The following is an 18504-nucleotide window of genomic DNA, read 5'->3' as shown; positions in this document are numbered from 1 at the left end:
CGCGGAAGATTCTTCGCGGCCGATGGAACCCCGGAGGGGGCTCGCGGCTCTTGAATGGTCGAGGACACCCGACCGACAGGAGCTCTGGTGGGACGCACGCCGGCATGGGAGAGCGCGTACCGCGACTACTTCGTCGCGCGGCAGCGCTCGCTGATGCGCACGGCGTACGCCGTGCTGGGCAGCTGGCCGGCCGCCGAGGACGCCGTCCAGACGGCGTTCACGCAGCTCTACGTGCACTGGCCCCGGATCCAGCCGGGGGCGGTGGACACCTACGCCCGTCGTACGGTCGTGCACGCCTGCTTCCGGATGGCCAAGCAGCGCGGCCGGGAGACGGCGACCGGCCGGCTCCCCGACCGCCCCGTCCCGGGGCCTGAGGGCGGGCTCGAGCGGCTCGACCTGATGGACGCGCTCGCCGGCCTGTCGCCCCGGGACCGGGCGGTGGTCGCGCTGCGGTTCCTCGACGACCTCCCGGTCGCCGAGGTGGCGCGGGTCCTCGACCTGCCGGAGGGCACGGTCAAGAGCCGGACCGCGCGTGCCCTCGACCGTCTCCACGTGGTGCTCGCGCCACCCCAGACCACCGAAGGGAACACCCATGACCACTGAGCAGCAGCTCCGCGACCAGCTCGACCGCGCCACCACCGACGTGCCCGCGTCGCCCGACCTCGAGACCGCCGTCCGGCGGGGACGCCGCCGGCGCCAGTACCGCCGCGGTGGGCTGGCGCTGGCCGCCGTGGCCGTGGTGGGTCTCGGCTCCGCGGGTGTCGTGGCGGCCACCTCCGGGGACGACGGCGGCCCGACCGTGGCGCAGGACGCCCCGGTCGCCGCCGCCCCCGCCGCGACCACCGACTGGGTGGCGGGCACCGACATCGACACCGACCTCGCCGACCTCGTCGCCGCGCAGCTGCCCTCGCTGCCCGCGCCCGACGACGTCTACCCCAGCGACAGCCACACCGCCGGCCCGATGCCCGACGCCGACTTCGCGCAGGCCGAGGACTGGCAGGCGACGTACACCGTGGGCGACAGCACCTTCCTGGTGATGATGGCCGCGCCGAGCGAGGGCGGCGTGCGCTGTCAGGGCTGCGAGAAGAAGGAGGTGCCGGGCGGCACGCTCTACCACCAGACCTTCACCTCGCCCGGCCCGAACCACTGGTACTTCGGGGTCTACCTCGCGCGGCCGGACGGCTCGGCCGTCAGCGCCTACGAGTCCCTCACGGCGCCCGACGAGGCCACCGCGATCGCGCAGCGGCAGCTGACCGACGCCGAGGTCGAGGCGCTGGTGCAGGACCCCGGGCTCAGGTTCCCGGACTCGTGACCTGCGGCGCTCCGGCGGGGGACCCCCACTCCCGCCGGAGCAGCCCGTAGACCCAGGAGTCCGACACGTCGCCGTCCACGACGCAGTCCTCGCGCAGCGTCCCCTCGCGCACGAACCCGAGCTTCTCCAGCACCCGGGCCGACGCGATGTTGCGGGTGTCGGTCTCGGCCTGGACCCGGTTGAGGTCGAGGGTCTCGAACGCCCACCCCAGCACGGCGCCCGCCGCCTCGGTCGCGTAGCCGTGGCCCCACGCCGCCTCGTCGAGGCAGTACCCCAACGCTGCGCTCCGGTACGCCGGCACCCACCGGCTGAGGCTGCACCAGCCGAGGTACGTGTCGCTGGTGCCGCGGTCGACGACCAGCCGGACCCCGACCCCGTCCTCGGCCAGCTGCCGGCTCCTCGCCACGAACGCCTCGGCGCGGGCGGGGTCCGTCCACGGCGGTGAGTCCCAGTAGCGCAGCACGAGCGGACTGCTGTGCATCGCGTACAGCGCGTCCGCGTCGCGGTCCGTCACCGGCCGCAGCCGAAGGCGGGCGGTGGTCAGGGTGGGCGTGAAGAGCGACACGCCCACATCGTGCACCGCATGACGCGGTGGGCGTGGAACGACGACTCGGTGGAGCGAATCTCCCTTGCCCACGTGCGGGGACGAATCCAGACTGGTGGGTGATCGCTCGGGTCGATAGGGGTCGTCGATGAAGGCCATGACGGGAATGCCCTTAGACCAGTCGCTTCCCTGGCTGACCTGGGAGCTCGACGGGTTGGGTGGCTGCGACTGGTCGGTTGTCGGCGCCGCTGTCGTCGTCCTTCTGCGCGCCCTCGTTCCAGCGGACGCGATCGTCTGGAACGGATTCGACTTCGCGACGGGGGAGTGTCGGGTCCTGGGAGACCCGCCCGAGATGTTCAGCGTCGAGATCGGGCAACTGACCATGGAGCTTGATGACCACCCGATGATGCATGCCTATCTCGGTGGCGCGGCGGCGGCGACCGCCGCGCCACTGCGAATCAGCGACCTGGTGGACGAGCGGACCTTTCGCCGTACCCGCACCTGGGCCGACCTGTTCCGTCCGCTCGGACTGAAGCACCAGCTCACCACTCCGACCGGGGGCGACCTTCGCACCGTCGGCGTGGGTTGGTCCCTCAATCGAGCGCACGGGGACTTCACAGACGCCGAGGTCGAGTTGATGACCATGCTGCAGCCGGTACTGGCGGCGCTGGAGCACACGAACCGGTGGGAACCGGTGCCTGCAGTCGACCACTCAGCTGGGCTCACGCCTCGAGAACTGCAGGTGCTCGCCCTGGTGGCCGACGGGCTGACGGCTCAGGCGATCGGACACCGGCTTCGGATCTCGCCTGGGACCGTCCGGAAGCACTTGGAGCATGTCTACGAGAAGACCGGTTGCCGAGATCGTTTGCTTGCTGTCAGATTCGCTCTTGACGCTGGTCTCATCGGCGATCGGCCGACACATCCGCCAACTCACCACTGAGATCAGGCATGCGGGTGCGAGGTCCACCAGCAACCGGGCACGAGCATGGCGAGTAGTTGCTCCATGACGGCCGGGCTCATGGCCGTCGAGTGCAGCCCGCGCCTGCGAGATCATCACCAGAAGCTCCCCCATCCGCACCCGTTCTCTCCGAGGGCAGTGATGCTCACCTTGATGAGCTCGGGCGCGAACGCCGAGATGAACGCGGCCGGGATCGCGCCGGCTCCGGTGGCTCCGGCCGCAGCAACAGCCGCCATCGCGGCCGTCCCGATGATGGCTCCTGCCGCAGCCCGCTGACACATCGTCCACGGAGCGCCGAAGATGGAGGACCCCGGCTGAGTCGCGCCCCGAGGTCGGACGAGCTCAGGCGTCCGTGAGACGTGGCCGCTGGCCTCCTCGATCCGCGCGATCAGCTCGTCCATGAGCTGCCTCGCGATCTCGTCATCGCCGAAATCGATCCCTTGAAGCAGGGTGACGACCTGGGCGCCCAGATTGGGGTTGGACATCTCGTACCCGTGGAGTCGTGGGCTGAGTTCGCTCAGGATCGTGTCGAGCTGGTCGTCGACCGACCCCGGATGCGGCACAGGGTCCGTGTCGTCGCCAGGCGGGTGCGGTGGGGGAACGATCAGCGGTGCCGGACCGTGCACGAGGCTCGACCAGAACTGCACCACGGGCTGATCGTCGGGAACTTCGTCGGGGTGCGGCAGCGACAACACCTGGTTCCAGGGATTGTGGTGCCCGCCCTTGTGGTCCTGCGGCCAGTCCTGGTCCACCGGGCCGGGTAGGTCGCCGGACTGTGGCGGGGCCAGCCCCTGGCTGCGGTAGCTGGTGTTGATTGCATCCTCGAAGAAGGTCAGGTCCTCGGTCTGTGTCGGCATCGCCCGCTCCTGTCTCGAACTGTCCAGCCGGAGGTCGGCTGGCGCCGTCAACCCTGTGCCTCGGCGGAGGTGGGCGCCATTCGTAGAAGTGCGTACTTGCGGAGACGGTCAGGCACTCAATTGCCGTCACTGAGCTGTGGACAACGGCCCACGATCGTGACCTGATCGTGACCCGGATCCCTGTGCACACAGGGGATTCTCGGGCCTGGATGTCGGTGGTCGGTGCTTGACTCGTCCCATGGTCGAGCAGGCGGAGCTGGAGGCGATGACCGAGGACGAGGTCCTCGAGACAGCGACCGCGGCTGCCGACGCGATCTGGCAGGGCGAGGTCGCGATGCTCCGGATCGCCTACCAGTGGGCGGTGCTGCACTCCGCGGACCGCCTCGACCCGGCCGAGGCCGCCAAGCCGGGCCGGGAGAAGGCCCGCCGGATCGGGGGCGACGGGGTCCCGGAGGTCACCGAGTTCGCGGCTGCGCAGCTGGGGCTGCGGATCGGCCGCTCACCGTGGGCGGCGCGGCAGCTGATGGCCGATGCCCAGGACCTCCACCACCGCCACCCCCAGCTGTGGGCCAGGGTCCAGGCCGGGGAGGTCCGCGCCTCCTACGCCCGCCACGTGACCGCGAGGACCCGTGACCTGTCGAAGGCGGAGGCCGGGTTCGTCGACGCCGGGGTGGTCGAGTCCGCGGACGGGAGGATCCCCTGGTCCCGGTTCGAGACCCTGGTCGCGGCCAAGGTCGCCCAGGCCGCCCCCGAGCTGGCCCGGGAGAAGGAGGAGCGTGCCCGCCGGGCCAGCTTCGCGAGGAAGCTGCGCGGCGAGGCCCACGGGATGGCCTCGTTCCTGGTCCGCGCCGACGCCGCGACCATCGAGACCATCGAGGCCGCGGTGGCCGCGAAGGCCGACCAGGTCCGGCGGGCCTGCCCTGATGCCCCCGACCTGCAGACCGACGACCAGCGCCGGGTCCGCGCGACCCTGCTGCTGGCGACCGGCACCGACCTCGGGACCGACCTCGCCGAGGTGCTGCCGTCGGTGCAGCTGGTGGTGCACTGCTACGCCGGTGACGACCGGGAGCCGCTCATGCGGTTCGAGGGCCACGGGCCGGTCACCGAGGCGTGGGTCCGCACCGTGCTCGGACCCCGGGCCAGGTTCACCATCTTGCCGGTGCTCGACCTGGCCGGGCAGGCGCCGGTCGACTCCTACGAGATCCCGGAGCGACATCGTCAGGCCGTGCGCATGATGACGCCGGCCGACACCTTCCCCTACGCCTCCTGCACCGCACCGTCGATGCAGGTCGACCACTCGGTGCCCTACGACGAGGGCGGGATCAGCGGGATCGGGAACTACGGGCCGATGGCCACCTTCCACCACCGGGTCAAGACCCACGGTGGGGTCGAGGTGCGACAACCCTTCCCGGGCATCTACGTGTGGCGCGACCCCGGCGGCGCGTTCTTCCTCGTCGACCACACCGGCACCCGCCGACTCCCCGCCCCCGCACCCGCACCCGGCCCCGCACCCGACCCCACCGGCCGAGCACCCCGACCACCCCTCACCGTGGAGCTCTGGCACACGCCGTACGAGATCCACGTCGACCTCGCCGCCTGACGCGGCACCTCGCTTCGGCGTAGCGTCGGCGGCGTGGCGGAGGTCGGGGACTACCTGGAGACGGTCGAGGGCGCGGACCGGGTCGCGCTCGAGCGGGTGTACACCCTGGCCCGCGAGGTGGTGCCGGAGGCCGTGGAGGGCACGAGCTACGGGATGGCGGCGCTGCTCTACCGCGGCAAGGGCCTGGTCGCGACGGTGCGGACCAAGAAGTTCCTGTCCCTCTACCCCTACAGCGGCAACGTCGTCGCCGCCCTCGCGGCCGACCTCACCGGGTTCGGGACGACCAGCGGGAGCATCCACTACTCGGCCGACCACCCGCTGCCGGACGACCTGGTCCGGCGCATCGTCGAGACGCGCCGGGCCGAGATCGACGCGAAGGCACGCTAGGTACGCCCGCTCGGGCGGACGAACGGAGGAAGCGCCATGCCAGAGCTGCTCGTCGACTTCATCACGTCCCTCGACGGCTACGCGTCGGGCGAGGGGTGGCCCGGGTTCTGGGGCCTCGAGGGCCCGGAGTACCTGTCCTGGCTCGGGGAGGCCCCCGAGGCGGACTACCTCGTCCTCATGGGTGCGAACACCTATCGGCTGATGCACGGCTTCACGAAGGACGGCGAGCCGGGCACGGACACCCTGGGTGGGATGTCCAAGGCCGTCTTCTCCAGCACCCTGACCGAGCCGCTGGAGTGGGAGAACTCGGTCCTGATCTCCGGCGATCCCGTGGAGGCGGTCCGTGAGATGAAGGCGAACGGCGACCGGTCGATGCGCACCATCGGCAGCCTCTCCCTGTGTCGCGCGCTGCTCGCCGCCGGCCTGGTCGACCGCTTCCGGGTCGTGATGTTCCCGGTCATCACCGGCGCCACCGGCTCCGAGCGCATCTACGACGGCTACCCCGACGTCGCCCTCGACATGATCAGCAGCCGCACGTTCGACGGCCGGACCCAGCTGGTCGAGTACGTCCCGCGGGTCCTCGACGGACCGCCCGCCGCGGACTGAGCCGTCAGCCCCGCAGGGCCTCGATCACCTTGGCCAGGCGTCGTTCCCGGGTCGCCTCCGTCTTCGCGGACTCGACGGCCGTCGCGTGCTCCTTCTTCCTGGAGGGGCTGAGCGACTCCCAGGCCGCCTGCGCCGCCGGGTCGCCCGCCAGCGCGGCCGCCAGCGCCGGAGGCGGGGTGACGGTGCGTGGGGCGTCGTCGAGGTCGAGCCGTACCTCGACCTCGTCGCCGGCACCCCGGCCGGTCGCTGCCCGTGTGGCGGCGTTGAAGGAGATCAGGAAGCGCCCGCCCATCGACGAGATCGTGTTGGGGTAGGCGTGGTCGCCGTCGATGGTCACCAGGACCGGAACCCGCTTCCCCCGGTCGAACGCGGCGACGACCTCGTCGGGCACGACGACGGCGACGTTGTTGCCGCCCGTGGCTTCGAGCACGGTGCGGAAGGTCTGGGTCTGCATGGCTCGAGTCTGCCAAGGGAACGCCCACCGACGTCGCCGACGTCTGGATGATGACCGCCTCGGGTACGGCTCCGCCATGCGGATCTTCTTCACCGGCGGCAGCGGCAAGGCCGGCAAGCACGTGGCCCCCTACCTCGCCGAGCTCGGCCACCAGGTCACCAACGCCGACCTGCGACCGCTGGGGCACCCGGCGGTCGCGGACCTGCGGGTCGACCTCACCGACGCCGGTGAGACCTACTCGGCGCTCGCCGGGCTGGCGACCTTCGACGAGCTGGACCTGCCCGAGAAGCCCACCTACGACGCCGTCGTCCACTTCGCCGCGGTGCCGGCGATCCTGCTCACGCCCGACGCGGCGACGTACGCGACGAACGTGCTCAGCACCTACCACGTGCTCGAGGCGGCGACCCGGCTGGGCGTGCGCAAGGTCGTGTTCGCATCGTCGGAGACCACCTACGGCATCTGCTTCGCCCAGGGCGAGCGGCGCCCGCTCTACGTGCCGGTCGACGAGGAGCACCCCACGGTCCCCGAGGACTCCTACGCGATGTCCAAGGTCGCCGGCGAGGTGACGGCGCGGTCCTTCCACGCCCGCACCGGGGCGGACGTCTACGGCCTGCGGATCAACAACGTGATCGAGCCGCACGAGTACGCCGAGAAGTTCCCGGCCTTCCTCGAGGACCCGGCCCTGCGGCGTCGCAACGTGTTCGCCTACATCGACGTGCGCGACCTCGGCCACATGGTGCAGTGCTGCCTCGAGACCGACGGGCTGGGCTACGAGGTCTTCAACGTGGCCAACCCCGACATGTCGGTCGCGGCCACCACGCAGGAGGTCCGGGACCGCTTCTACGACGGCGTGGAGGTACGCCGCGAGATGGGTCGCGACGAGACCTTCTACGCCATCGACAAGGCCCGCGACCTCGTCGGCTTCGCCCCGCGCCACTCGTGGCGCGACGTGCTCGCCGACCCCGGGGCAACCAGCGCTGCAGGTCAGCCTCTGGACTCGTAGTGGGACATGGTGACGTCGTTGGGGAAGGTCCTCGTCCCCACGAGGCGCAGGTCCACCCTGGTGTCCAGCGAGCTGAAGAACGGCGTGCCGCCGCCGACCAGCACCGGGTGCGTGACCACCTGGTACTCGTTGATCAGGCCGGCCCGCATGGCCGCGCCCGCGAGCACGGCGCCGCCGATCTCCATCGGGGCCCCGTCCTCCTCCTTCAGCCGGGCGATCTCGGCTACCGCGTCGCCGGTGACCAGACGCGCGTTCCCGCTGACTTCTTGGAGGGTCGTGGAGAACACCACCTTCGGCGTCGCCTGCCAGATGCGGGCGAACTCGACCTCGACGGGCGTCGCGTCCGGCTCCTGGTCGGCGGTGGGCCAGTGCCCGTTCATCAGCTCCCACAGCCGGCGGCCGTACAGCGAGACCCCGACCTCACGGGCCCGGTCGTTGAACCACTGGTGCAGCTCGACGCTGGGCAGGCCCCAGCCGATGTCGTCGCCGGGCGCAGCGATGTAGCCGTCGAGGGTCACGTTCATGGCATAGATCAGCTTCCGCACGGAGCCAGCCTCCCACCAGTGGTGTCGTCCGTGGTCCGACGGCGGTCGGTCGTACCGTGGTGACGCCCGGACGGACGTGACGTGAGGAGGGATCGTGGACGCCCCTGACCTGGTGGACTCCGTGCACGTCGCAGCGACGCCCGATCGGGTGTGGGCGTTGGTGAGCGACGTCCGTCGCATGCCCGACTGGAGTCCGCAGGTGGACTCGACCCGCCTCCGCAGCGGGTTCGACGCCGTCGCGCTCGGGACCCAGTTCACGAACCGCAACAGTGACGGCGACCTGGTGTGGACGACGCACGCCGAGGTCGTGCGCTTCGAGCCCGAGCGCGAGATTGCCTTCCGGATCGAGGAGAACTGGGTGACGTGGTCCTTCGCGATCACCCCGGAGGAGGGCGGCGTCGAGCTCGTCCAACGGCGGGAGGCCCCCGACGGGATCTCGGACCTGTCCCTGGAGCTCACCGACGGGTTCATGGGCGGCGTGGAGGCCTTCACGGCCTCGATGCGCGCCGGCATGCGGCTGACCCTGGAGCGGATCAAGGCCGAGGCGGAGTCGTGACCGGGCACCTCGCACCGCCCGGCCGGCGTGGAGCGGTCACGTCGGCAACCGGTCGCCCCGCTGCTCGAGCAGGTCACCGGGCGCGGTGAGCCGCCACGCCTCGAAGACGAGCTCGGCGAGCTCGTCGCGCTCGACGCCCTCGAGGCGGACCACGACCCACCCGTGCGCCGTGGTGGTGAACTGCACCTCGAACGTCTCCGGACGCTCGGCCACCAGGGCGAGCTGCTCGGCGATGGTCTGCTTGAGGCCGACGGTGCGGGTGGGCTCCCAGAGGTAGCCGAAGGTCTGGCCGCGGACGGCGATCCGCCAGTAGCGGCCGTTGTCGTCGCGGGTGACCTCGGGGAGCTGGTCGGCCAGCTCGGCGAGGTCGGTGATGCGGCAACCGGTCACCGGGTCATGCTGGCAGGAAGCGCCGACGTAGGCTCCGCAGGCCGAGACGACAGGGGTGGGACATGGTGGCGAGCCGATCCGCACGCGAGCGGAAGGCGGCCGTCGAGGCCGGCCCGCTCGCGAGGGTCACGATCGACCTCGGCGCGGACAAGCAGTTCCTCTACAAGATCTCGTGCCGCGAGTGCGTCGTGCGGGGCGACCGACGCTGGTCGGCGTACCGCCCCGGTGGTGACAACTCCTTCATGGCGGCGATGGACCGGTGGATCTTCCACCTCGACCAGAAGCACCCGGGAGCCGAGGCGCCGTGCCTGGCCTATCGTGCGGCCGCCCAGCAGCGCCTGCACGAGCGACGCGAGCAGCGGGACGCCTGATGCGCGCCGTCGTCGTCGACGCCGCCCGGGCCCGGCCCGAGGTCCGGGACGTGCCGGAGCCGTCGGCCCCGCCGGGCGGCGTGGTCGTCCGGGTCGCCGCCACCGGCGTGTGCCGCAGCGACTGGCACGCCTGGGCCGGGCACGACGACATCGCGTTCCCGCACGTGCCGGGCCACGAGCTGGCCGGCGACGTGGTGGAGGTCGGCGACGGGGTCTCCCGGTGGCAGGTGGGAGACCGGGTCACCGTCCCGTTCGTCTGCGGCTGTGGCCGCTGCGCGTGGTGCCGGTCCGGCAACGCCCAGGTCTGCCCCGACCAGGAGCAGCCCGGGTTCACCCACTGGGGCTCGTTCGCCGAGCTCGTCGCCCTGCACGCCGCGGACACCAACCTGGTCGCCGTCCCCGAGCAGGTCGACTCCGCGACCGCGGCCGGGCTCGGGTGCCGGTTCGCCACGGCGTACCGCGCCCTCGTCGGCCGGGCCCGGATCGCCGAGGGCGAGACGGTCACCGTGGTCGGAGCCGGTGGGGTCGGTCTCAGCGTGGTGATGATCGCCCGCGCGCTCGGCGCCCGGGTCGTCGCGGTCGACCGCAACCCGGAGGCGCTCGGCGTGGCCACCGGGCTCGGCGCGGAGCACACGGTCCTCGCCGACGGGGCCGACGTGCCGTCCAGGATCGCCGACCTCCTCGGCGGCGGCAGCCACGTCGCCGTCGACGCCGTCGGCAGCGAGCAGACCTGTGCCGACGCCGTCCTCAGCCTGCGCCGGCGCGGTCGCCTCGTGCAGGTCGGGCTGCTCCCCCCGGTCGACGGACACCCGCGGGTGCCGATGGACCGGGTGATCGCCTGGGAGCTCGACGTCCTCGGGAGCCACGGGATGGCCGCGGCCGACTACCCCGCCCTGCTGGCGATGGTCGAGGCGGGCACGCTGCAGCCGCAGCGCCTGGTCGAGCGCACCATCGGTCTCGACGAGGCCGCGGACCTGCTGCCCGGCTTCGACCGGGCGACCGTGGCCGGGATGACGATCGTCGACCCGACCCGCTGACCTCAGCGGGCGAGCCGCCGCGCGAGGTACGGCGCCGTGGCGCTCCCGTCGGTCGTGGCGACGTCGGCCGGCGTGCCGGTGGCGACCACCTGGCCGCCCGCGTCGCCGCCGCCCGGACCGAGGTCGACGACCCAGTCGGCGGTCGCGATGGCGTCGAGGTCGTGCTCGACCAGGACCACCGTGTTGCCGGCGTCGACGAGCCGGTGCAGTTGGCGGAGCAGGAGGGCGGTGTCGGACGGGTGCAGGCCGGAGGTCGGCTCGTCGAGCAGGTAGAGCGCATGGCCACGGTGGGCTCGCTGGAGCTCGGTCGCGAGCTTGATCCGCTGCGCCTCGCCACCGCTGAGCTCGGTCGCCGGCTGCCCCAGACGGAGGTAGCCCAGGCCGACGTCCTGCAGCGTCCGGAGGCTGCGGGCGGCGGACGGCACGTCGGCGAGGAACACCGCGGCCTCGTCCACCGACAGGGCGAGGACCTCCGCGACGTTCTTCTCCCGGTGGGTGATCTCGAGCGTCTCGTCGTTGTAGCGCGCGCCGTGGCAGTCCGGGCACGGCGCGTAGGTGCCGGGCAGGAAGAGCAGCTCGACGGCGACGAAACCCTCGCCCTGGCAGGTCTCGCAGCGCCCCTCGGCGACGTTGAAGGAGAACCGGCCGGCGCCGTAACCACGTCGGCGTGCCTCGTCGGTCGCGGCGAAGAGCTTGCGCACGGCGTCGAACATCCCGGTGTACGTCGCGAGGTTCGACCTGGGCGTCCGTCCGATCGGGCGCTGGTCGACGAGCACGAGGCGGTCGAAGGACTCGAGGACGGCCGGGTCCTCGGCGAGCACCTGGCTGACCAGCGTCGACTTGCCCGAGCCCGAGACCCCGGTGACGGCGGTGAGCACGCACCGGGGGATGTCGACGGACAGCTCGCGCAGGTTGTGCCTCGAGACCCCGGTCAGCTCCAGCCAGCCCTGCGGCTCGCGGACGTCGTGCTCGAGCCGCTCGGCGCGGCCGAACAGGTGGGCGCTGGTGGCGGACTCGGCCACGTCCTCGAGACCCGCGACCGGGCCGCTGTAGAGCACCCGGCCACCGGCCTCGCCCGCGCCCGGCCCGATGTCGACGACCCAGTCGGCCCGGCGGACCACGTCCAGGTCGTGCTCGACCACGAAGAGGGAGTTGCCGGAGGCCTTGAGCCGGTCCAGCACGTCGAGCAGCGGCTCGGCATCGGCCGGGTGCAGACCCGCGGAGGGCTCGTCGAGGACGTAGACGACCCCGAACAGTCCCGACCGCAGCTGGGTGGCGATCCGCAGCCGTTGCGCCTCGCCGGGCGAGAGGGTCGTCGAGCTGCGCCCGAGGCTCAGGTAGCCCAGCCCCAGGTCGAGGAGCACCTCCAGGCGGGTGACCAGGTCGGCGCAGATCCGGACGGCGACCTCGTTGGTCGCCTCCGGGAGCGCGGCGACGGGGCGCAGCAGGGCGACGAGCTCCGCGAGCGGCAGCGCGTTGACCTCGGCGATCGAGCGGCCGGCGAAGGTCACAGCGAGCGCCTCCGGCCGGAGCCCGCTGCCGTGGCAGTCGGGGCAGGGCGCATCCTCGACGAAGCGCAGCGCACGCTCGCGCATCCGCTCGCTCTTGGAGTCGGCCAGCACGTGCATGACGTGCTTCCTCGCGCTCCAGAACGTGCCGTGGTAGCCGTAGTCGATGCGGTCGCGCTCCGGCTTGATGAGCACCGACGGCTGCTCGTCGGTGAACAGGAGCCAGTCGCGGTCCTTCTTCCGCAGCCTCTTCCACGGCCGGTCGATGTCGATGCCCAGGCCGGTGACGATGCTGCGCAGGTTGGCGCCCTGCCAGGCACCGGGCCAGGCGGCGATCGCGCCCTCGCGGATGCTCAGCGACGGGTCCGGGACCACCAGCTCCTCGGTGACGTCGTGCACGACCCCCAGGCCGTGGCAGCGCGGGCAGGCGCCCGCGACGGTGTTCGGCGAGAAGGCCTCGGCGGCGAGGTGGTCGGCGCCGGCGGGGTAGTCGCCGGCCCGCGAGTAGAGCATGCGCAGCAGGTTGGACAGCGTGGTGATGGTGCCGACCGACGAGCGCGAGGTCGCCGCCCCGCGCCGCTGCTGCAGGGCCACCGCAGGCGGGAGCCCGGTGATCTCCTGCACGTGCGGCGCACCGACCTGCTGCAGCAACCGGCGCGCGTACGGCGCCACCGACTCGAAGTAGCGGCGCTGCGCCTCCGCGTAGAGCGTGCCGAACGCCAGTGACGACTTCCCCGAGCCGGACACCCCGGTGAAGGCGACCAGCGCGTCACGGGGGATGTCGACGTCGACGGTGCGCAGGTTGTGCTCGCTGGCGCCGCGGACGCGGACGAACGGGTCGATGTCGTGGGGGATCACGACCCCGTCGTACCCGGTGCCCCGCCCGGTTCAGGCATCGCACGTCCCGGGGTCCCGCACCACCGTCGGTCGAGGACCGCTACGAGCACGGCCGCCCGGCCGTCACGGCGCCTGGTTCACGAACCGGAACCGGACCCGCACCTCGGTCATGTCGACGACCACCGTCGAGTCGCTGGGGTCCCACCTCTCCGGCACGAGGAACATCAGGTCGCCCGCCTGGATCAGCAACCGCAGGCCGTAGTACCGGTACCGGAACGGGTGTCCCTCGGACTCCTGGTCCGGCGGTGGCTGCGGCAGGGTCTTCTGCGTGGTGACGGTGTCGCCGAGGTAGAGCGGCTCACGGGTGTCGAGCACCACCGCCGGCAGGTCGCCGAGGTGACGCGCAGTGCGCATGGCGACGCCGCGGCCGGTCCACTGCGCCAGCGTCGCCGTCGCCCAGAAGGTCGCCAGGGCCGCCACCAGCGCCAGCATCACCGTGACCGACGGCGGGAACCCCCGCGCCCGGCCGACGACGGCGAGCAGCCCGGCGCCGGCGGTGACCAGCAGCGGTGTCACGAGCGCGTACGCCGTCCAGCGGCCCGCCCAGGGGTAGAGCAAGACGGCCACCAGGCCGATGCCGCCGAGCACCGCGCCGCCGTACACGAGCAGCCGGACCGCGCGCGGCCCGAGCCGTCCCGACCGCACGCCGGCCAGGAGGGCGGCGGTGGCGGTGCCGACCACGAGCAGGAGCAGGGCCGGCACCAGCAGGGCCTGGGGGCTGCGGGTGACGTAGTCGCGGGTGCTGAGCCCGGTCGTGTCGACGTCGACGCCGAAGTAGGCGTACTGCGACCTCGCGGAGACGTACCCGAAGTAGAAGAGCACCGCGCCGACGAAGGTCGCCGGCGCCACGAAGGTCGTGGCGACCGTGTACCAGCGGCCCCAGGTGTCGGCCGGGGTCTCGTCGGTCATCAGGAGCTCTCGGTGGGCGACGCCGACTCCGGCTCGGTCGTCTCGGACCCGGTGCTCCCGGACCCGGTGTCGACCTCCGGGAAGGTGACCAGCGCCGAGCCGCCGTTCGACGCGGCCTCGGCCGCGAGCTGGTCGCAGGCCTCCTGGCTCGCGCACACCGCCGTCCCGGCGGCGGTGATCGACGTGTCGTCCGCCGCAGGCGGGGTGCCGTCCCAGACCAGGGCCACGCTGCACGTGCCCTCGTCGGGGGTGAAGCTGTCCGCCCCCAGGCAGGGCCGCCCGTCGCACGTGGCGCCGGAGTCCTCGCCCACTCCGGCCGGGTAGCCCAGGTCGGTGATCCGGACGACCACGCCGTCGGGGATGGTGCCGTTCCACGCGATGAACGCACAGGTCGTGGTGGTGCCGGCGTCGAACACCACGCTGCCACCGATCGGCAGGCCGGGCAGGTCGACGGCGGGCTGGTCCCCGCCTTCGGCCGGGCCGTCCACGTCGCCGATGTCGGTGCCGGCGCCGCCGGCCTCGGCCGTCTGGTCGTCCACGGTCTGCTCCGCGCCGGGGGTGCCGGGGTCCTCCGACGACCCGCACGAGACCAGCCCGAGACAGGCAGCGCCGAGAACGGCTGCGATCCAGGTCCGCATCGTTGCCTCCTCCGAGACGGACCGGACCTCGGTCCGTCAGCAGGAGGAGGGGCCGGCGACGACCCCAGATACCCCGCGGCTCAGGCTGACGGGCCCGGGTCGACGCGCAGGACCTTCTCCATCGGCCGGCCCTTGGCCAGCTCGTCGACGAGCTTGTCGAGGTAGCGGATCCGCTGCATCAACGGGTCGTCGAGCGACTCGACGCGCACCCCGCAGACGACGCCCGTGATGAGCGACGCGTTCGGGTTGAGGTCGGCCTCGGCGAAGAGGTCCTCGAAGGTCGTCCCCGCCGCGAGGTGGCGCTCGAGGGTGGCCTCGTCGAAGCCGGTCAGCCAGCAGACGACCTGGTCGACCTCGTCCTTGCTCCGGCCCTTCTTCTCCGCCTTCGCGACGTAGAGCGGGTAGACCGAGGCGAAGGGGACGGTGAAGATCCGGCTCACTCCACGAGCGTAGTGACGTCGTGTGCCACGCTCCCTCCGTGAGGCGGATGGGGTGGGTCTGCGCGGTGCTGCTGGTCGTGCTCGTCGGCACCTCGCTCGAGCGGGCCGGCGACCTCGGCGCGGCCGACCCCGCCGGCGCGTCCGTCCCCGCCTCGGCGCACGACAGCTTCACGGTCACCCGGGCGATGACCATGAACGACCCGACGCGGCACCGGGGGACGATCGCCCGGCAGCTGCGCACCTACATCGAGCACACGCCCTCGGGGGCGACGATCTCGATCCTGTCGTTCTACCTGTCGTCGTCGATCACCTGGCCGGCGCTCCGGGCGGCGTACCAGCGCGGGGTCCACGTCCGAGCGGTCCTCTACGGCGGTCCGGCGGGCACGCCGATGGCGGGGGTCTCGAGCGAGGGCGTGAAGCTGGCCGAGCTGATCAGGCAGGGACGCGACCACGGCCGCCGCGGGTCGTGGGTGGTGTGGACCCGGCGCACCGCCCGGGGCGTGGACGCCACCGGCACGGTGATGCACGCCAAGGTCTGGCAGTTCTCGCGGGTCGGCCGCACCCGCAAGGTCACGATGATCGGCTCGTACAACAACGGCGATCCTCCGGACGCACGTGCCTACTCCGCGATGGTGACGCTGACCGACCCGAGGCTGTACGCCGACGCGCAGTCGATGTTCGTCGCGGCCGCGAAGGACCGGCGCGACGGCCGGAACCCGCAGCGCCGGTTCTCCGGTGACGGATGGGACCTGTACTACTTCCCCTCCACCCCGATCACCCCCGAGAACGACCCCGTGCTGGAACGGCTGCAGTCGATCCCGGGCAACGCGGACACGCGGATGGTCATCTCGATGTACTCGATGCAGGGACGTCGCGGGGCGTGGCTGGCCCGTCGGCTCGCGGCGATGGTGGAGCGCGGCGCCCACCTGACCCTCGTGGTCGGTCCCGACGTCTCCGGCTCGGTCGTCCGCACGCTGGGCCGCGCCGGCGCCACCCTCGAGGACGGCTGCTGGAGGACCGGGCGGAAGCGGTCGCCGTACGCCTACACCCACGACAAGGAGATGACGGCGACCTGGGTCGCGGACGGCGTGCGCCACCACGCGGCCTGGATCGGCTCGGACGACTGGGGCAACGGCTCCGGCGGGTCGCAGTCGGACCAGGCCACGATCGGCCTCTACTCCACCTGGGCCTACCAGCGCCTCACGAGGCTCCTCGCGCCCCAGATCGCCCACGAGCCCGACCGGCTCGGCCGGTGCGACCCGCTCTGACAGCAGCGCCCGGCAGGACCAGGGTCAGGCCACCATCACCCGCCGCCCCGTCGTCGTCCGACGGGAGGGACGGTCCCGCACCACGGCCCACGCCGCGGCGATCCGTCGCACGGCCTCGCGCATCTCGTCGGGCGGCCGGCTCCAGGGGATCCGGACGAACGTGTCGAGGCCGCCCTCGGCGGCGAACACCGGTCCGGGCGCGATGATCGCGCCGCGCTGCTCGGCCTCGTCCGCGACCGCGGTCCCGAGCGGGGCGGGCAGCCGGCACCAGAGCGCGAGCCCGCCGGTGGGGACCCGGAAGGACCACTCCGGCAGCTCGGACGCGACCCCGTCCACGAGCGCGTCGCGCTGCTCGCGCAGCCGCGTCCGGTTCGCGGCGAGCACGTGGTCGTCCTCGAGGAGCCGGGCCAGGACCAGCTGCTCGAGCACCGGCGCACCCAGGTCGAGGCTGACCCGGGCCCGGGACAGCCGCTCCATCGCCGCGTGCGGGGCGCGGATCCAGCCCAGCCGCAGACCGCCCCAGTAGGCCTTGCTCCCGCTGCCGATCGTGATCGTGTCGGCGGCGTACGACGCGAAGGGTCGGGGCATCTCCTGGCCCTCCAGGGCCAGCGCCTGGTGCGCCTCGTCGACGACGGCGGTCGTCCGCGCGCGGCGCAGGTGCGTGGCGTACTCCTCGCGCTGCTCGTCGGTCATCAGGTGGCCCGTGGGGTTCTGGAAGTCGGGGACGAGGAAGGCCAGCCGGGGTGCGGACTGCCGCACCGCGGCCCCCACCGCCGCGAGGTCCCAGCTCTCCGGGTCGACGTCGGCCGGCACCAGCCGCGCGCCCGCGTGCCGCAGGGCGTCGGTCGCGTTGGGGTAGGCCGGCGACTCGACCAGCACCCGGTCGCCGGGGGCGCTGAACGCCCGCGCGACGATCGACGCCGCAGCGAGCGCACCCGGGGTCACCATCACCTGGTCGGGGTCGGTCGGCAGCCCGCGCGCGTCGTAGGCCGCCGCCACCGCCTGCTGGAGCTGTGGCAGCCCGGCGGGGAAGTAGCCGTGGCCGCCGAGGTACGCCGGCAGCTCGGCCACTGCGGCGGCGTACGCCGGTGCGATCCCCGGCGGCGCGGACGGCGCCGCGCAGTTGAGGTCGATCGCGTCGGTGTCGCCGGGTCGGGGGAGCAGCGCGCGGTCGTGCGCCCGTGCCCGGCCGCCCGGTACCCGCGTGAACGTCCCGGCACCCTGTCGGGCCACGGTGTAGCCGGCGTCGCGCAGCTCGGCGTACGCCCGGGTGACGGTGGTCCGCGACACCCCGAGCGCCTCGGTGAGCTCCCGCTCGCTGGGCAGCCGGGTGTCGACGGCGATCCGGCCGTCGCCGATGAGGAGGACCAGGGCCTCGGCGAGGCCGGCGTAGGCGGGCGACCGGTCGAAGTCGCCCACGAGGCCGGCCACCCGGGCGGCGCTGACGGTGCGGGTCATGGGTCCACTGTTCCACGATTGGCTATCCCGGAGAAGGCCAATTCCCCGCACCATGGTCTGGTGCTCCTCGTCGACCTCGGGCCCATCGCCCAGCTCCGCGCCGGCCGGCTCGGCCGGCGGCTGCCGCAGCTGTACGTCGGCCTGGTGGCCTACGGCGTCTCGCTGGCCATGATGTACCGCGGCGACCTGGGGCTGGCGCCGTGGGACGTCCTGCACTCCGGACTGATCCAGCACCTGCCGATCACGATCGGCGAGGCCGTCGTGCTGATGAGCTTCGTGGTGCTGCTGCTGTGGATCCCGCTGCGGGAGACCCCCGGTCTCGGCACGATCTCCAACGCGCTCGTCGTCGGCTTCTCCGCCGACCTCACGCTCGCGCTCGTCGACCCGCCCGACGCCATCGTGCTGCGGGTCGGCCTCATGGTCGGCGGGGTCGTGCTCTGCGGCCTGGCGAGCGCCCTCTACATCGGCGCCCAGCTCGGCCGCGGACCGCGCGACGGGCTGATGACCGGGTTCGCCCGGCACACGGGCCACTCGCTCCGCCTGGTCCGCACCGCCCTCGAGGTCACCGTGGTCGTCATCGGCGTGCTGCTCGGCGGCACCATCGGCCTCGGCACCGTGCTCTACGCGCTGGCGATCGGGCCGCTGACCCAGCTGTGGCTGCCCGCGTGGACCATCGACGTGGGTCCGGGGCCGGATCGGTCACCAGACGCCGCCGGAGCGTGACAGACTCGGGCCGACGGCTCGACGGAGCCGCTCGGACCGCCCG

General features: G+C 72.7%; 22 protein-coding genes. 12 read left to right on the top strand and 10 right to left on the bottom strand.

The annotated features are described in order from the left end of the window. Window positions 1–87 precede the first annotated feature (87 nt). Window positions 88–603, top strand: coding sequence for a SigE family RNA polymerase sigma factor (locus ACILQ5_RS08085; protein ID WP_395657473.1), 516 nt, complete (start codon window positions 88–90; stop codon window positions 601–603). After that, window positions 593–1312: a hypothetical protein gene (locus ACILQ5_RS08080; RefSeq protein WP_395657472.1), complete on the top strand. Its 720-nt coding sequence runs from the start codon at window positions 593–595 to the stop codon at window positions 1310–1312. The genes ACILQ5_RS08085 and ACILQ5_RS08080 overlap by 11 nt, the downstream gene beginning before the upstream one ends. Here ACILQ5_RS08080 and ACILQ5_RS08075 read toward each other — a convergent pair. Continuing rightward, a complete protein-coding gene (locus ACILQ5_RS08075; protein ID WP_395657471.1) occupies window positions 1293–1877 on the bottom strand; it encodes a GNAT family N-acetyltransferase in 585 nt (194 codons plus the stop codon). The genes ACILQ5_RS08080 and ACILQ5_RS08075 overlap by 20 nt on opposite strands. 127 nt (window positions 1878–2004) lie before the next feature. Between ACILQ5_RS08075 and ACILQ5_RS08070 the strand changes: the two genes are divergently transcribed. Beyond that, complete coding sequence (locus ACILQ5_RS08070; protein WP_395657470.1) at window positions 2005–2796, top strand: response regulator transcription factor; 792 nt, start codon at window positions 2005–2007, stop codon at window positions 2794–2796. A gap of 113 nt (window positions 2797–2909) precedes the next feature. On the opposite strand, the gene ACILQ5_RS08065 is transcribed toward ACILQ5_RS08070, so the two are convergent. Further along, window positions 2910–3671 (bottom strand): hypothetical protein, encoded by a 762-nt coding sequence (locus ACILQ5_RS08065; protein WP_395657469.1) that lies wholly within the window; start codon window positions 3669–3671, stop codon window positions 2910–2912. Between the two features lie 238 nt (window positions 3672–3909). Between ACILQ5_RS08065 and ACILQ5_RS08060 the strand changes: the two genes are divergently transcribed. The 3 genes from ACILQ5_RS08060 to ACILQ5_RS08050 are packed head-to-tail and all read left to right on the top strand — an operon-like array spanning window position 3910 to window position 6264. Continuing rightward, window positions 3910–5271: a hypothetical protein gene (locus ACILQ5_RS08060; RefSeq protein ID WP_395657468.1), complete on the top strand. Its 1362-nt coding sequence runs from the start codon at window positions 3910–3912 to the stop codon at window positions 5269–5271. A 33-nt stretch (window positions 5272–5304) separates the two neighbouring features. Further along, window positions 5305–5658: an iron chaperone gene (locus ACILQ5_RS08055; protein ID WP_395657467.1), complete on the top strand. Its 354-nt coding sequence runs from the start codon at window positions 5305–5307 to the stop codon at window positions 5656–5658. A gap of 36 nt (window positions 5659–5694) precedes the next feature. Then, the gene (locus tag ACILQ5_RS08050; protein WP_395657466.1) at window positions 5695–6264 is read left to right on the top strand and encodes a dihydrofolate reductase family protein; all 570 of its coding nucleotides are present in this window, start codon (window positions 5695–5697) and stop codon (window positions 6262–6264) included. A gap of 4 nt (window positions 6265–6268) precedes the next feature. On the opposite strand, the gene ACILQ5_RS08045 is transcribed toward ACILQ5_RS08050, so the two are convergent. Next, the gene (locus tag ACILQ5_RS08045) at window positions 6269–6718 is read right to left on the bottom strand and encodes a YdeI/OmpD-associated family protein (RefSeq protein ID WP_395657465.1); all 450 of its coding nucleotides are present in this window, start codon (window positions 6716–6718) and stop codon (window positions 6269–6271) included. A 76-nt stretch (window positions 6719–6794) separates the two neighbouring features. Between ACILQ5_RS08045 and ACILQ5_RS08040 the strand changes: the two genes are divergently transcribed. Then, the gene (locus ACILQ5_RS08040) at window positions 6795–7721 is read left to right on the top strand and encodes an NAD-dependent epimerase/dehydratase family protein (protein ID WP_395657464.1); all 927 of its coding nucleotides are present in this window, start codon (window positions 6795–6797) and stop codon (window positions 7719–7721) included. Here the strand turns inward: ACILQ5_RS08040 and ACILQ5_RS08035 are convergent. Next, window positions 7703–8266: a dihydrofolate reductase family protein gene (locus ACILQ5_RS08035; RefSeq protein WP_395657463.1), complete on the bottom strand. Its 564-nt coding sequence runs from the start codon at window positions 8264–8266 to the stop codon at window positions 7703–7705. The two genes, ACILQ5_RS08040 and ACILQ5_RS08035, sit on opposite strands and share 19 nt — an antisense overlap. 94 nt (window positions 8267–8360) lie before the next feature. On the opposite strand from ACILQ5_RS08035, the gene ACILQ5_RS08030 reads away from it, so the two are divergent. Continuing rightward, the gene (locus tag ACILQ5_RS08030) at window positions 8361–8822 is read left to right on the top strand and encodes an SRPBCC family protein (RefSeq protein WP_395657462.1); all 462 of its coding nucleotides are present in this window, start codon (window positions 8361–8363) and stop codon (window positions 8820–8822) included. A gap of 36 nt (window positions 8823–8858) precedes the next feature. Here the strand turns inward: ACILQ5_RS08030 and ACILQ5_RS08025 are convergent, their stop codons facing one another. After that, on the bottom strand, window positions 8859–9212 hold the full coding sequence (locus tag ACILQ5_RS08025) for an MmcQ/YjbR family DNA-binding protein (RefSeq protein WP_395657461.1): 354 nt from the start codon (window positions 9210–9212) through the stop codon (window positions 8859–8861). Window positions 9213–9274: 62 nt separating this feature from the next. Here ACILQ5_RS08025 and ACILQ5_RS08020 point away from each other — a divergent pair, with 62 nt between their 5' ends. Together ACILQ5_RS08020 and ACILQ5_RS08015 are read left to right on the top strand one after the other, a co-directional pair. Then, entirely contained in the window at window positions 9275–9583 is a 309-nt protein-coding gene (locus tag ACILQ5_RS08020) for a hypothetical protein (protein ID WP_395657460.1), read from the top strand. After that, entirely contained in the window at window positions 9583–10620 is a 1038-nt protein-coding gene (locus tag ACILQ5_RS08015) for an alcohol dehydrogenase catalytic domain-containing protein (protein WP_395657459.1), read from the top strand. Before ACILQ5_RS08020 ends, ACILQ5_RS08015 begins: the two co-directional genes overlap by 1 nt. 2 nt (window positions 10621–10622) lie before the next feature. Here ACILQ5_RS08015 and ACILQ5_RS08010 read toward each other — a convergent pair whose 3' ends face one another. From ACILQ5_RS08010 to ACILQ5_RS07995, 4 genes are all read right to left on the bottom strand, one after another. Further along, window positions 10623–12986, bottom strand: coding sequence for an ATP-binding cassette domain-containing protein (locus tag ACILQ5_RS08010; protein WP_395657458.1), 2364 nt, complete (start codon window positions 12984–12986; stop codon window positions 10623–10625). A gap of 102 nt (window positions 12987–13088) precedes the next feature. Next, entirely contained in the window at window positions 13089–13934 is an 846-nt protein-coding gene (locus ACILQ5_RS08005; protein ID WP_395657457.1) for a hypothetical protein, read from the bottom strand. After that, window positions 13934–14572, bottom strand: coding sequence for a hypothetical protein (locus tag ACILQ5_RS08000; protein WP_395657456.1), 639 nt, complete (start codon window positions 14570–14572; stop codon window positions 13934–13936). Before ACILQ5_RS08000 ends, ACILQ5_RS08005 begins: the two co-directional genes overlap by 1 nt. 80 nt (window positions 14573–14652) lie before the next feature. Next, window positions 14653–15012: a DUF2200 domain-containing protein gene (locus ACILQ5_RS07995; protein ID WP_395657455.1), complete on the bottom strand. Its 360-nt coding sequence runs from the start codon at window positions 15010–15012 to the stop codon at window positions 14653–14655. Window positions 15013–15050: 38 nt separating this feature from the next. Between ACILQ5_RS07995 and ACILQ5_RS07990 the strand changes: the two genes are divergently transcribed. Next, entirely contained in the window at window positions 15051–16280 is a 1230-nt protein-coding gene (locus tag ACILQ5_RS07990) for a hypothetical protein (RefSeq protein WP_395657454.1), read from the top strand. A gap of 24 nt (window positions 16281–16304) precedes the next feature. On the opposite strand, the gene ACILQ5_RS07985 is transcribed toward ACILQ5_RS07990, so the two are convergent. Next, on the bottom strand, window positions 16305–17738 hold the full coding sequence (locus tag ACILQ5_RS07985) for a PLP-dependent aminotransferase family protein (RefSeq protein ID WP_395657453.1): 1434 nt from the start codon (window positions 17736–17738) through the stop codon (window positions 16305–16307). A 60-nt stretch (window positions 17739–17798) separates the two neighbouring features. On the opposite strand from ACILQ5_RS07985, the gene ACILQ5_RS07980 reads away from it, so the two are divergent. Then, the gene (locus ACILQ5_RS07980; protein ID WP_395657452.1) at window positions 17799–18461 is read left to right on the top strand and encodes a YitT family protein; all 663 of its coding nucleotides are present in this window, start codon (window positions 17799–17801) and stop codon (window positions 18459–18461) included. Window positions 18462–18504 lie beyond the last annotated feature (43 nt).

Origin of the sequence: Nocardioides sp. (assembly GCF_044226305.1) — a bacterium.
Taxonomy (GTDB): domain Bacteria; phylum Actinomycetota; class Actinomycetes; order Propionibacteriales; family Nocardioidaceae; genus Nocardioides.
The sequence above is the reverse complement of the archived record's forward strand: the minus strand, read 5'-3'. Positions and strand labels throughout refer to the sequence as shown.